Source organism: Agrobacterium radiobacter (assembly GCF_040801995.1).
Classification (GTDB): domain Bacteria; phylum Pseudomonadota; class Alphaproteobacteria; order Rhizobiales; family Rhizobiaceae; genus Agrobacterium; species Agrobacterium radiobacter.
The window spans coordinates 1,551,742-1,564,440 of record NZ_JBEGHX010000002.1 but is presented as its reverse complement, the minus strand read 5'-3'; the positions used below and the strand labels follow the sequence as shown (position 1 = coordinate 1,564,440).

Genomic DNA, 12,699 nt, shown 5'->3' with positions numbered 1-12,699 from the left:
CAGCCTATGTCCGAAGCCCAAACTGCAACCAATATCGATGTGCGCATCATTCCGCACCGCGAACGCCATCCGCGCATTTTCGGCGCGCTTAGCGCATTGGCTCAAGGGCAATCGCTGCAGATCACCAGCGATCACGATCCCCGTCCGCTGCTTTACCAGCTTGCCACCAATTTCCCCGGTGAATTCGGCTGGGAATATCTCGAACAGGGTCCGGAAGTCTGGCGTCTCGATATCAGCCGGCTGGAAGAACAGGCCGAAGGCTCCGAGGACGATATGTCCGGTTGCGAATGCTGCTGCGGATCCGAGCATTGACCCCAGCGCCTGCGGCATGGTGAAAAGACCTCTGGCGGACGGCTCGTGCCGCCGCCAGCCGACTAACGAGGTGAAGCAATGACGGAAATGATCAGGGAACTCGATGTCCGGCCGCTTTTGCAGAGCGGCGGCGAGCCCTTTCCGGCAATCATGGAAGCCGTGGCCGGGCTTGCGCCGGGTGAGGCGCTGCGATTATTGGCCACCTTCCGGCCCGTTCCGCTGTTCAAGGTGATGGCCGAGCGCGGTTTTAACCATCAGGTCCGGGAAATCGGCGGCGGCGACTGGGAAGTGCTGTTTACGCCGCAATCCAGTGAAGCCGAGCAGATTTCCGTTTCACCGGCGCTTGCGGGCAACGCAGAGGAGCCGCAGATATGGCCCGACCCGGTCACCTATCTCGATCTCAGCGACGAGGCGACCGAGGGTCAGACGAGCCGTACGCTTGCCGCACTTGACCGTCTTCCCCCGGGTGCCGTGATCTTCGTGCTGATGCCGCAGGAACCGACCTTCCTCTACCCGGAGCTTCTGGCCCGGGGCCATCAATGGGCCGGTAATTTCGACGAGGCGCGCACGGCGTTTCGCATCTTCATCCGCGCCGGGGCCGGTGCACATTAAACCATCGGGTATCCTCGATAGCGAAACGCCCCGGAAATTGCTTCCGGGGCGTTTCGTTTTGGCGGTTTAGCAACGAACCCGACTACGCTTTCAGCGGTTTGCGCTCACGCATCAGTATCGGCCCGTATTCAACGCAGAAGAGACCGAAACCCACGATCCAGAGAAGCGCCGAGCAGGCGTAAAGATGCATCATGGCGCCGGGGAAGAACTCGGCTGTAGGTCTCAGCAGCGCGCAGGTGATCAGCGCCACATAAGCGGCAATAGTGACCCTGCTGGCCGCAAGCTTGCGTCCGGTGTGGCCAAGGCTTGCTCTCGTCATGACCGCAAGCATCATGCAGCCGATGACGCCGACAGTGAAGATGTGCAGGACGGACCGCGTGTCCATGACATCGAGAGCCGCCAGCGCAATGGCGATGAAACCGGCGGGGATGAAGGCATAGGCCACATGCAGCACTACTAGCACCTGCTCAGGCCAGGTTGTCCAGCCGCGCCAGCGGATGAGACGCACGGCGTGCATGAAAGCTGCCAGAAGTGCCGTGGGCACGGCCACCATGCTCTCGGGCTCTACCGTCCAGACGGCCAGCGCCGCGATGCCGGTGAGGATGGCGGCGGTGTCGAAGCCATTATAGGGCACGGGGAAATCCGTGCGGCCGAAACGGTTCAGCCAGTTGCGGGTAAAACTCGGCACGATCCGGCCGCCGACGATAATGACGAGCACGGTGTAGGCCGAAACGGCAAGGCGGGTCGCCATCTGGCTCAGGTCGCCTTCGATCGCCGCCACATGGAAAATGATATTGGCGACGGAAAGCGCCAATAGCCCGCCCAGCACTTTGAGGTCCTTCCACTTGCGCCCGGCAATGACCTCGCGCGCGCAGATCGTGAGAAGTGCCGGCAGGAAAAGTCCGTCAACGGCTGCGGCGGTGACCACGCCCACCGTGTCCGGCACGAGCAGGAAAATCCGGCCCGCGCACCAGAGCGCAAACAGCCAGACCAGCGGTTTGCCCGACACCGGCAGCCGCCCCGTCCAGTTCGGCACAGCCGTCAGTAGAAAGCCGGCCAGCACCGCCGAAGCGAAACCAAACAGCATCTCATGGGCATGCCAGTTCGGCGCACCGTAATCTCCGCCGATGTCGACAAGGCCGGAAAGGGCTGCGATCCACAACACCATCGCCACGATGGCCCAGATGGCGCCGCCGAGGAAAAATGGCCGGAAGCCGTAAGAAAAGATAACCGGGCCGGTGCGTGCCAGCCCCCTTGGAATGCCGCCCTTTGGCCGGCTGCGCCCTTCGGTGAGAACGGTTTGGCTACCACTCATTATAATGCTCCTCGTTTGGTCTTGACATATGTCTAGACGCAAGCCCGTCTCGCTTCTTTGCGAACAGGCAAAGAGGAGGTGTGACGCCTCCGCATGAAGCCGTAACCGCCTGCCAAAATGTCGCAGGTGGCCCGACGCGCAGTTTGCTCCATCTCAAATTGTATTTCCGCCCCTCCGCTACAAATGCTGTGACAGAGCGAAACATGCTCTGCCCTAAGAGGGACAGGAGAAATATGATGACGGAAACCTTCCACATCACACGGCGTAATATTCTCGCAGGCGCAGCATTTGCAGGGGCTGTAGCCCCCATGGTCATACCATCGGCGGCGAGCGCGGCAGAGGAAAAGAAGGCCGCAGCCAAGCCATTGACGAGCGCGGAGATTGCAGCGCTTCCTCGCGTAAAGGTTGATCTCGTCAAGCCGCCCTTCGTGCACGCCCATACGCAGAAAGCCGAAGGCGGACCGAAGATCGTCGAGTTCACCTTGACGATCAAGGAACAGAAAATGGTCCTCGACGACAAGGGCACCGAGGTCCACGCCATGACGTTCAACGGCTCGGTTCCCGGCCCCTTGATGGTGGTGCATCAGGACGACTATGTCGAACTGACCCTCATCAACCCCGATACCAATGAGCTGCAGCACAATATCGATTTCCACTCGGCCACCGGCGCGCTCGGCGGCGGCGGGCTCACCATCGTCAACCCCGGTGAAAAGGCGATCCTGCGGTTCAAGGCCACCAAGGCCGGCGTCTTCGTCTATCACTGCGCACCTCCCGGCATGGTGCCGTGGCACGTTACCTCGGGCATGAATGGCGCGATCATGGTGCTGCCGCGCGAGGGCCTGACGGACGGCCACGGCAAGGAGCTTGTTTATGACAAGGTCTATTATGTCGGCGAACAGGACTTCTACATCCCCCGCGACGAGAACGGCAGTTTCAAGAAATATGAAAGCGCCGGCGACGCCATGGCCGATACGCTGGAAGTCATGCGCAAGCTGACGCCAAGCCACATCGTCTTTAACGGCGCAGTCGGCGCCCTGACGGGGGAACACGCCCTTCAGGCCGCCGTGGGCGAAAAGGTGCTGATCGTGCATTCGCAGGCGAACCGCGATACCCGCCCGCACCTCATCGGCGGCCATGGCGATTATGTCTGGGCGACGGGCAAATTCCGCAACCCGCCGGATCTCGACCAGGAAACCTGGTTCATCCCCGGCGGCACGGCGGGCGCGGCCTTCTATACCTTCGAGCAGCCCGGCATCTATGCCTATGTCAACCACAACCTCATTGAAGCCTTCGAGCTGGGCGCGGCGGCCCACTTCAAGGTGACGGGTGAGTGGAACAATAGCCTGATGCAAGCGGTGCTCGCTCCGTCGAGCATCTAACGCGCCCGGAAGCGCGCCGCCGCCAACAGAGTGCGGCGCGCTTCCTTTCTGCTCTCTACGGCCTGAAGGCAGGCCCGAACTTTGGCGTTCCCAAAACGCAGGCAGGTTCCCATGGGCATTCCCGGCAACAGCCATTTTCCAAATGCCGTCTCGCTCCTTTTGCCGCTCTCGCTTGCCACGCTGCTGGCAACGGCGATCGGTTTCCAGTCGGGGATCATCCGCAGCGGCACTGATCCGCGCGCAGCCATGGCGCCGCCGCAGGTCGTTACCGTGCCTGCTGGCAGTTTCACCTACCGGGCGGAAGGCGAATATTTCCGCAATGGTTATGCCGTCGATGGGCCGATGGTCGACGTAACGATGCGGCAAAATCTGACGATCATGAAATATCAGGTGTCGAGCGCGGATTATGCGCGCTGCGTCGCCGAAGGCGGCTGCCAGCAGCCGGAACCCGGCTTTGCCGCTGCGGTCGGCGGCGAGATACCGGCAACCGGCATCAGCCAGGATGATGCCCATGCCTATGCCGCATGGCTGAGCGAGCGGACGGGCACCACCTGGCGCTTGCCGAGTGATACTGAACTGGCCTTTGCCGCCGGCTCGCTTTTTCCGGACGAGACGCTTGGCGTAGCTGCCGATAGTGAAAACCCGGCCTTGCGCTGGCTGGCGGATTATGAGCGGCAGACCAGCCGCAAGGCCTCGGGCAATCCCGTTCCGCAATCCTATGGCAGCTTCGGCGAAAACGAATATGGCCTTGCCGATTTCGGCGGCAATGTCTGGGAATGGACCTCGAGCTGCAGCCGGCGTGTGACGCTTGGCAAGGATGGCGAAATGCTGGATACCGTCGCCTCCTGCGGTATTCCCGTCGCTTCGGGAAAACACCGTGCGGCGATGAGCGCCTTCGTCAAAAACCCGAAAAGCGGCGGCTGCGCGGTCGGCGTGCCGCCTGATAATCTCGGTTTCCGGCTCGTGAAGGATACGCGCTGGTATGCACCGCTTCTCGAAAAGCTTCGCGCAGCCGCTCTCATTTCTTGATAATCGTCAATTAAAACAATTAGTTGATTTATATCATTTGATCTTCTTCCACCGGTGATAGTGCTGTATTGTGAAGATACAGAAAAGGCCGATACCCGATTGCCCATTGCGGGAACCGTGGCGGCGGCCGACCACCGGAGAGGGTGCAAGTGAAGATTGACCGAAGCGTCATCCGGTCGCTGGCCTTGTTTGCCAAGATGGCCGACGATGAGCTGGACGGACTGCTGACCCACGCCACATCCCGGCTAGTGCCGGCGGGCGAAGCCATTTTCGAGCAGGGCCGGCCGGCCACGCATTTCTTCCTGCTCATCCACGGCCGCCTGAAGGTAACGCAGGTGACCCATGACGGTCAGCAGATCATCGTGCGCGTGGTGCATCCCGGCGATCTCTTCGGTTTCGCAAGGGCGCTGCAGCGGGCCGATTATCCCGGTACCGCAACGACGGCTGCCGAAAGCGTGATCCTGTCCTGGCAAACCGATCTCTGGCCGCAATTCGTCGAGCAGAACCCGCATCTTGCCGTCTCAGCCATGCAGACAATCGGCCAGCGTCTCGAGGAAGCCCATACGCGCATCCGCGAAATGTCGACGCAGGAAGTGGAGCGCCGGGTGGCCCATGCCGTGCTGCGCCTTTCGCAGCAGGCGGGCCGCAAGGAGCTGGACGGCATCCGCATCGACTTCCCGATTTCGCGTCAGGATATCGCCGAAATGACCGGCACGACGCTGCACACCGTTTCGCGCATTCTCAGCAGCTGGGAGACCAAGGGGCTGGTGCAGGGCGGGCGGCAGAAGCTTCTGGTCTGCAATCTGCCGGGCCTTGCCCAGCTGGCGGAAGGCGAAGCCAGCCAGGTGTAGAGTGGAGGCGCCTGCCTCCATGTGCTTGGCCTTCGCCAAGGGCGGGCCTCGACCGGGTAGCCCCCGGCTCTCACTCAACCGGCTTTGAGGCCGCGCTTTCAATATAGGCGATGAGATTGTCCAGATCTTCCGGCTTGCTGATGCCGGCCAGCGCCATCTTGTTTCCGGGTATTTTCTTTTTTGGCGCGCTCAGGAAATCCCGCAATTCCTCCGGCGTCCAGACGAGACCGTCCTCGCCCGCTTTTTTCATCGCACTCGAATAAGTATAGTCAGGCACGCCGCCCGCCGCACGGCCAATGATGCCGTTAAGCTGTGGGCCGACCCTGTTTTTCGCGCCCCCGCCTATGGCGTGACAGGCGGAACAGCGCTTGAAGACCGCCTCCCCCTTGGCAACATCGCCCTCCGAAAGAGCGGGAACGGTGCTTGCGGTCAGCATAGCCGCCGCGATGATGAGTGTCTTGCGCATCATGTCATCCTTGTCTTGCCGTATGAATGCGGCCCGCCCGCAAATGCGGACGGGCCAACAGCTCTCTCTTCAGGTCGTGCCCCAGGCAGGCGTGCCCCTCTTGTAGGAAATGCGGTCTTCGAAACCACCGGGAATCTCGTCGTAGACGAGAACTTCCGTGGCCCCGATCTTCGAGGTGAAGAAGCCGAGCAGCGTCAGTTGCTTGACCAGCGTGAAGGCGTGCGGTTTCGCCGGTGTCTGTTCAGCCTTGGCCTGCTTGTCCAGCGCCGAAAGCAGCGCCTGTCGCTCTCCCGCCGTCAGCTCCAGAAAGGCCTTCTTGTGTTCGGTCTGGCTGCGCTTCTCGATGTCCGAAATTGCCGAAAGGAAGAGCGCCCGCTGCTCGTCGGTGTAGCAATCGGCTGCATAGACGGCCATGAATGCACCCACTTCGGCATCCTTCGCACCGGGCGTGGAAGTGCGGGGAATGATGGTCTCCGCCACTTCGTCCAGAAAGCGGATTTCCTCCGGTGTAAAGACATGGCCAGCGCCGGCAGGCTTGGCAGCATTTTCCGCGGCCGTCAGGACATCCGCGCCGATCAGCGGAAGGCCGGTGGCAATGGCTATCAGTTTCAGCAGTTCGCGTCTGTTCATCATAGGTTCCCCTTCTTGCGTTCGGAAACGGCAAATTCGGCGGCACGCGCCGTCAGCGCCATGTAGGTCAAAGACGGGTTGACGCAGGAAGCCGAGGTCATGCAGGCACCATCAGTCACGAAGACGTTCTGTGCATCCCAGACCTGGTTGTTGCCGTTGAGGACGGAGGTTTTCGGGTCGCGCCCCATGCGGGCCGTTCCCATTTCGTGAATGCCCATGCCGGGTGCATAGCTGCCCCTGGAGGGTTTGACGTTCTTGATGCCGACCGCCTCGAACATCTCGACGGCGTCATTGACCATGTCTTCGCGCATGTCGAGTTCGTTCTGCTTCATCTCGACATTCATGGAGAGGACCGGAAGGCCCCATTTGTCCTTCTTCTCATGATCGAGCTTCACGCGGTTCTCATGGTAGGGCAGCATTTCGCCGAAAGCGGTCATGCCGATGGTCCAGCCGCCCGGCTCGGTCAGCGCTTCCTTGTAATCGGCTCCGATATTGAGCTCGGCGATTTCCCGTTCCCAGCGCGAACGGCTGGCCGAGCCCTGATACCCGAAACCACGCAGATATTTGCGCTTGTCGTCGCCGGTATTGCGGAAACGCGGAATGTAGAAACCCGCGGGACGGCGGCCCTTGAAGTAGAAGTCCTCGAAACCTTCCACCTGGCCTGTCGCGCCCATGCGGAAATGGTGGTCCATCACGTTGTGGCCGAGTTCGCCTGAGCTGCTGCCAAGCCCGCCTTCCCAGACATCGGTGGCCGAATTCATCAGCACCCAGGTCGAGTTCAGCGTCGAGGCGTTCAGGAAAATGATGTCGGCGGTGTATTCATAGGTCAGGTTGGTTTCTGCATCGATGATCTCGACGCCGCGCGCCTTCTTCCTGTCCTTGTCGTAGAGGATTTCCTTGACGATGGAGAAAGGCCGCAAAGTGAGATTGCCGGTGGCGACCGCCGCAGGCAGGGTGGATGCCTGCGTGCTGAAATAGCCGCCGAAGGGACAGCCCAGCCGGCACTTGTTGCGGAACTGACAGCGCGTGCGCTCCTGATCGGGAAGTTCCTGGGTAATGTTGGCGCAGCGCGAATTGATGAGGTGGCGCGTGCCCTTGAACGCCTTCTTCAGCCGGCTGGCCACATCCTGCTCCACGAAATTGAGCGGAATGGGCGGCAGGAATTCGCCGTCAGGGAGAATGTCCAGCCCCTCGCGGCTGCCGGAAATGCCGGCGAAGCGCTCGACATAATCATACCAGGGGGAGACGTCTTCATAACGGATCGGCCAGTCGACGGCGATGCCTTCTTTCGCATTGGCCTCGAAATCGGTCTGCGACCAGCGATAGGTCTGACGGCCCCAGAGCAGCGAGCGGCCGCCGACATGATAACCGCGGAACCAGTCGAACCGCTTTTCCTCGACATAGGGCGTTTCCTGCTCATCGGCCCACATGCCGAGCGTTGCCTCTTCCAGCAGATAATCGCGGCTGAGAACGGGATATTTCGCCTTCATTTCCTGCGTGGCGCGGTTGCGATGGGGGTAATCCCAGGCTTCCTTGTCGGCATTCTGATAGTCGGTGATGTGCTCGATGTTGCGGCCGCGCTCCAGCATCAGGACCTTCAGGCCCTTTTGCGTGAGTTCCTTTGCGGCCCAGCCTCCACTGATGCCCGAGCCGACAACAATCGCATCATAATGATTGTTTGCCATGATAACTCCTCCGATGTGAGCTTGGAAAAAACGACAGGACAAAACGCTTCCCGTCGCGACGCGGCGGAAACTGGTTATGTGTCTGTCGAACCTCATGCGCCCCGGCGAACCGGCCGCCGGGGAGCGGTTCTGGTTTTACTGGCAGTGTTTACTGAATGGTCGGCAGGCGTTCGCTCAGGAACGCATTGCCCTTGGTCACGACGGCTTCGGCATCGAGCGGAAGGTCGTGCTCAAGGATGAACCATTTTGCGCCGGCCTGTTTTGCCGCCGGCAGGATCGTCTTCCAGTCGAGAGTGCCGGTGCCGAGTGTGGCGAAGCCGCGCTCGTTTTCCGCCGTTCCCGCAGGCGCATTGTCCTTGGCATGGATGGCAAAAACCTTGCCCTTCAATGTGCCGAGGAACTCTGCCGGATCATTGCCGCTGCGCGCCACCCAGGCGACGTCGACTTCGGCCTGCAGTTTCGGGCCTGCCGCATCGAGCAGCAGTTCAAGCGCCGTCTTGCCGTCGAACTTGACCATTTCAAAGTCGTGATTGTGGTAGGCCATGGAGAGGCCTGCCGCAGACAGTTTGTCCGCATATCCGCCGAGCTCCTTGCCCAAGGCGGTCCAGCCTGCGGCGTCCTTCGGACGGTCTTCCGGCTTCAGGAAAGGCACGGTCACGACCGGATTGCCGACGGCCTTCTGCTCCGTGATGACCTCGTCGAGATTGCCGCGCAGCTTGTCGATCGGCACGTGCGAAGAAATGACCTTGATCTTGTGCTTTTCGAGAAGCGTGTTCAGTTCGCTGGCGCTGACCTTCTGCATGTCCACCGTTTCCACGGCGGAAACGCCTGCGCGGTTGAGGATGGCAAGCTGCTCTTCCAGCGTTCCGGAATTGCGCAGGGTATACATCTGCGCGGCGATCGGCAGCGTCTTGCTGTCATCGGCAAAAACCGGATTTGCGAAACCGGCCGCCAGTCCGACGACGAATGCCATGCCTGCAAGTTTTGACTTGAACGTTTTCAAACGCGTAACTCCCTTTCCGTTTGATCAATGTGACGACACGCCCACCCTTCCCTGTCTCCTTGACCGGGCAGGTGCCGGGCACAGCCTCCGGTGCCCTGCGTCGTCTCCTCCGATAGGCTGCGACCTAGATGTCGATTTTGACCCAGGTCGAGGTCTGGCTGGAGCGAACGGCGGCATCGATGAATGCGAGACCCGCAAGGCCGTCCTCCATGCCGGGGTAAATCACCTCCCCGGCGGCTGTTTTTCCCTCCCTTTTGGCGATGATTGCATCTGCGGCTTCGCGGTAGATCGTCGCAAAACCCTCGAGATATCCTTCCGGGTGCCCTGACGGCACGCGGCTGACGCGGTTGGCGGCAGCTCCCGCGCCCGCACCGTTGCGGGTGATCAGCCGCTTCGGCTCCCCATAAGGCGTGAACCACAGCTCATCCGGCACCCGGTGGTGCCATTCAAGCCCGCCTTTATTGCCATAGACCCGGAGCGACAGGGCGTTTTCATTACCGACCGCGATCTGGCTTGCCCAGAGCATGCCCTTGGCGCCGCTTTCATAACGCAAGAGAATATTGGCGCTGTCATCCAGCTGCCGACCCGGCACGAAGGAGGTCAGATCCGCATAAAGGCTGCTGGGGATTTCGCCCGTGACGAAGGCGGCAGCGTTGAAAGCGTGCGTGCCGATATCGCCGATTGCCCCGCCCGCGCCGGAGCGGCTGGGGTCCGTGCGCCATTCCGCACCCTTCGCCCCGGTCTTTTCAACCGCTTCGGTCAGCCAGTCCTGCGCATATTCGGCCTGGACGTGACGCAGCTTGCCGATATCGCCACTGGCAATCATCTCCCGCATCTGCCGCAGCATGGCATAGCCGGTGTAATTATGCGTCAGAATGAACAGCCTGTCGGATGCCCCGACGATTTTGGCCAGTTCCTTCGCCTCCTCCAGTGTCGCGGTCACCGGCTTGTCGCAGATGACGTGGATCCCGGCCTCGAGAAAGGCCTTGGACGGGGCGAAATGAAGGTGGTTGGGGGTCACGATGGCGACCGCCTCGATTCCGTCTTCACGACCGGCCTCAACCGCCGCCATCTCCTCGAACGAGGCATAGGAGCGCTCCGGCGCGATGCCGAGCAGCGTTGCCGAAGCGGCAGCACGCGTCGCATCGGAGGAAAGTGCGCCGGCCACGAGTTCGTAACGGTCATCCAGCCGGGCGGCGATGCGGTGCACTGCGCCGATGAAAGCGCCCTGACCGCCGCCGACCATTCCGAGACGGATGCGGCGGCCATCGAATTTTTTTGTAACGGAGGACATGGCTATCCCTTTCAAAGTCCGAGAAGGCGGCGATTGGCGGCATCATCGACGCCGCTTTTGGCGAAATCGTCGAAAGCCCGCTCGGTCACGCGGATGATGTGGTTTTCAATGAAGGCTACGCCCTCACGCGCGCCGTCTTCCGGGTGCTTCAGCGCGCATTCCCATTCCAGCACCGCCCAGCCGTCGAAGTCATATTGGGTGAGCTTGGAAAAGACTGCGCCGAAATCCACGTGCCCGTCGCCCAGCGAACGGAAACGCCCCGGCCGGTCGACCCAGCTCTGATAACCGCCATAGACGCCCGAGCGGCCCGTCGGATTGAACTCGGCATCCTTGACGTGAAAGGCGCGGATACGCTCGTGATAGATGTCGATGAAATCGAGATAATCCATTGCCTGCAGCACGAAATGCGAGGGATCGTAGAGGATGTTGGCGCGTGCATGATTGCCGGTGGCGTCAAGAAAACGCTCGAAGGTGACGCCGTCGTGCAGATCCTCACCCGGATGCAGTTCATAGCAGAGATCGACACCATTCTCCTCGAAAGCATCGAGAATGGGTGTCCAGCGCTTGCCGAGTTCAGCAAAGGCCATTTCGACAAGACCAGCCGGACGCTGCGGCCACGGATAAACGAACGGCCATGCGAGCGCACCGGAGAAAGTCGCATGGCTTTTGAGGCCAAGATGCTGCGACGCCTTCGCCGCACACTTCAGCTGGTTGACCGCCCATTCCCGCCGCGCCTGCGGTTTGCCGCGCAGTTCGGCCGGTGCAAAACCGTCGAACATTTCATCATAGGCCGGGTGAACGGCCACAAGCTGACCCTGAATATGGGTCGAAAGCTCCGTGATTTCGACGCCAATCTCGGCCAGACGGCCCTTGATATCGTCGCAATAGCCCTTGGAGGCGGCGGCTTTCTCGAGATCGAAGAGCTTGGGATCGGTCGGCACCTGAATGCCCTTGTAACCGAGGGAAGCCGCCCATTGGCCGAGATTGTCGAGCGTGTCGAAGGGAGCTTTATCCCCGACAAATTGCGCGAGGAAAATCGCCGGGCCTCTGATCGTCTTCATGTCCTTACACTCCTTGCATTCACAATTCCGACTGGCCGCTACCGGTGCGGCGGGTGGCAGGGCGCGACCGAGCCGCGCACCACCAGTTCCGTATCCAGCACGATGGTTTCGGCCGTGCGTTTGCCGTTCAGCCGGTCGACCATCAGCGCCATGGCCTTACGGCCCATCTCCTGCCGGGGCTGGCGCACCGTCGTCAGCGGCGGTTCGAAGGCATTGGCGAAGATGATGTCGTCGAAGCCGATGACGGAGACATCGGACGGAACCGACAGGTCCCTGCCCCGCAACTCGCTGATCGCGCCGATCGCCATCTGGTCGCTCGATGCAAAGATCGCGGTGAAGGCAATGCCATTTTCAAGAAGACCTGCAATAGCCTGACGGCCGGCCTCGATGCTGTAATCGCCCGTCACAACAAGTTCGTCGGCATAAGCAATATCGGCCTCGGCAAGTGCATCACGGTAACCGTCGAAACGTTCCTGCGCCAGACTTTCCGGCACGGGACCGGCCAGATGCACTATCCTTTTGTGTCCGGCCTCTATGAGGTGGCGCATGGCGTTGATGGAGGCGGCGCGGTTATCGACCTTGACGGTCGGCAGCGCGAGGCCGGGCACCGTTTCCGACGCGATGACGATGGGCGGCAGCGCATCGCCCTGATCGAGAAGCTCGGACGGGAACTGGCCAGTCATCAGGATCAGGCCGTCGGCATGTTTCTGCCGCACCATGTCGATATGGGTCGCCACACGGTGCTCGTCGTTGCGGGCGTCACCCATCAGCACCTTGAAACCCGCTTCGCCGGCCGCTTCCTCAACGCCCTTGTAGATTTCGAGATAAAACGGGTTACCGATATCGCGAACGAGAAGGATGACGGTGTTGTTGGATTGACGCCGGAAGCTCGCCGCCTGCGCATTGGGAACGAAGTTCGCCTGCCGGACGGCGTCGAAAACCTTCTTCCGGGTTTCCGGGCGAACCTTGTCGGGTTGCTGCAGCGCCCGCGATACGGTCGCGATCGAAACGCCCGCGAGAGCTGCAACTTCCCTGATATTCGAACCTTGGTCTTTGCTCATC

Annotated in this window: 13 protein-coding genes; 5 read left to right on the top strand and 8 right to left on the bottom strand. The window is 61.0% G+C overall.

What is annotated here, in order from left to right; translation table 11 throughout:
* The first annotated feature begins 6 nt into the window (after nt 1–6).
* Both MRBLRC7O_RS21000 and MRBLRC7O_RS20995 read left to right on the top strand, forming a co-directional pair.
* Nucleotides 7–312: a DUF2249 domain-containing protein gene (locus MRBLRC7O_RS21000; protein WP_020809041.1), complete on the top strand. Its 306-nt coding sequence runs from the start codon at nt 7–9 to the stop codon at nt 310–312.
* Nucleotides 313–390: 78 nt separating this feature from the next.
* Complete coding sequence (locus tag MRBLRC7O_RS20995; protein ID WP_020809042.1) at nt 391–924, top strand: DUF2249 domain-containing protein; 534 nt, start codon at nt 391–393, stop codon at nt 922–924.
* Nucleotides 925–1,006: 82 nt separating this feature from the next.
* Here MRBLRC7O_RS20995 and MRBLRC7O_RS20990 read toward each other — a convergent pair whose 3' ends face one another.
* Complete coding sequence (locus MRBLRC7O_RS20990) at nt 1,007–2,239, bottom strand: NnrS family protein (RefSeq protein ID WP_020809043.1); 1,233 nt, start codon at nt 2,237–2,239, stop codon at nt 1,007–1,009.
* 236 nt (nt 2,240–2,475) lie between these two features.
* On the opposite strand from MRBLRC7O_RS20990, the gene nirK reads away from it, so the two are divergent.
* From nirK to MRBLRC7O_RS20975, 3 genes are all read left to right on the top strand, one after another.
* Nucleotides 2,476–3,618: a copper-containing nitrite reductase gene (gene nirK / locus MRBLRC7O_RS20985; RefSeq protein WP_020809044.1), complete on the top strand. Its 1,143-nt coding sequence runs from the start codon at nt 2,476–2,478 to the stop codon at nt 3,616–3,618.
* 111 nt (nt 3,619–3,729) lie between these two features.
* Nucleotides 3,730–4,647, top strand: a complete 918-nt coding sequence (locus tag MRBLRC7O_RS20980) for an SUMF1/EgtB/PvdO family nonheme iron enzyme (protein ID WP_003504636.1) — start codon at nt 3,730–3,732, stop codon at nt 4,645–4,647.
* Between the two features lie 149 nt (nt 4,648–4,796).
* On the top strand, nt 4,797–5,498 hold the full coding sequence (locus tag MRBLRC7O_RS20975) for a Crp/Fnr family transcriptional regulator (protein ID WP_020809046.1): 702 nt from the start codon (nt 4,797–4,799) through the stop codon (nt 5,496–5,498).
* A 70-nt stretch (nt 5,499–5,568) separates the two neighbouring features.
* Here the strand turns inward: MRBLRC7O_RS20975 and MRBLRC7O_RS20970 are convergent, their stop codons facing one another.
* From MRBLRC7O_RS20970 to MRBLRC7O_RS20940, 7 genes are all read right to left on the bottom strand, one after another.
* On the bottom strand, nt 5,569–5,964 hold the full coding sequence (locus MRBLRC7O_RS20970) for a c-type cytochrome (RefSeq protein ID WP_031233466.1): 396 nt from the start codon (nt 5,962–5,964) through the stop codon (nt 5,569–5,571).
* A gap of 69 nt (nt 5,965–6,033) precedes the next feature.
* Nucleotides 6,034–6,594, bottom strand: a complete 561-nt coding sequence (locus MRBLRC7O_RS20965; RefSeq protein ID WP_031233468.1) for a gluconate 2-dehydrogenase subunit 3 family protein — start codon at nt 6,592–6,594, stop codon at nt 6,034–6,036.
* Nucleotides 6,594–8,279: a GMC oxidoreductase gene (locus tag MRBLRC7O_RS20960; RefSeq protein ID WP_060726721.1), complete on the bottom strand. Its 1,686-nt coding sequence runs from the start codon at nt 8,277–8,279 to the stop codon at nt 6,594–6,596. Before MRBLRC7O_RS20960 ends, MRBLRC7O_RS20965 begins: the two co-directional genes overlap by 1 nt.
* A gap of 148 nt (nt 8,280–8,427) precedes the next feature.
* Nucleotides 8,428–9,282: a sugar phosphate isomerase/epimerase family protein gene (locus MRBLRC7O_RS20955; RefSeq protein ID WP_060726720.1), complete on the bottom strand. Its 855-nt coding sequence runs from the start codon at nt 9,280–9,282 to the stop codon at nt 8,428–8,430.
* A gap of 124 nt (nt 9,283–9,406) precedes the next feature.
* Entirely contained in the window at nt 9,407–10,576 is a 1,170-nt protein-coding gene (locus tag MRBLRC7O_RS20950) for a Gfo/Idh/MocA family protein (RefSeq protein ID WP_060726719.1), read from the bottom strand.
* An 11-nt stretch (nt 10,577–10,587) separates the two neighbouring features.
* Nucleotides 10,588–11,637, bottom strand: coding sequence for a sugar phosphate isomerase/epimerase family protein (locus MRBLRC7O_RS20945; protein ID WP_060726718.1), 1,050 nt, complete (start codon nt 11,635–11,637; stop codon nt 10,588–10,590).
* 38 nt (nt 11,638–11,675) lie between these two features.
* Nucleotides 11,676–12,698, bottom strand: a complete 1,023-nt coding sequence (locus MRBLRC7O_RS20940) for a LacI family DNA-binding transcriptional regulator (protein WP_060726717.1) — start codon at nt 12,696–12,698, stop codon at nt 11,676–11,678.
* Between the last annotated feature and the right edge of the window lies 1 nt (nt 12,699).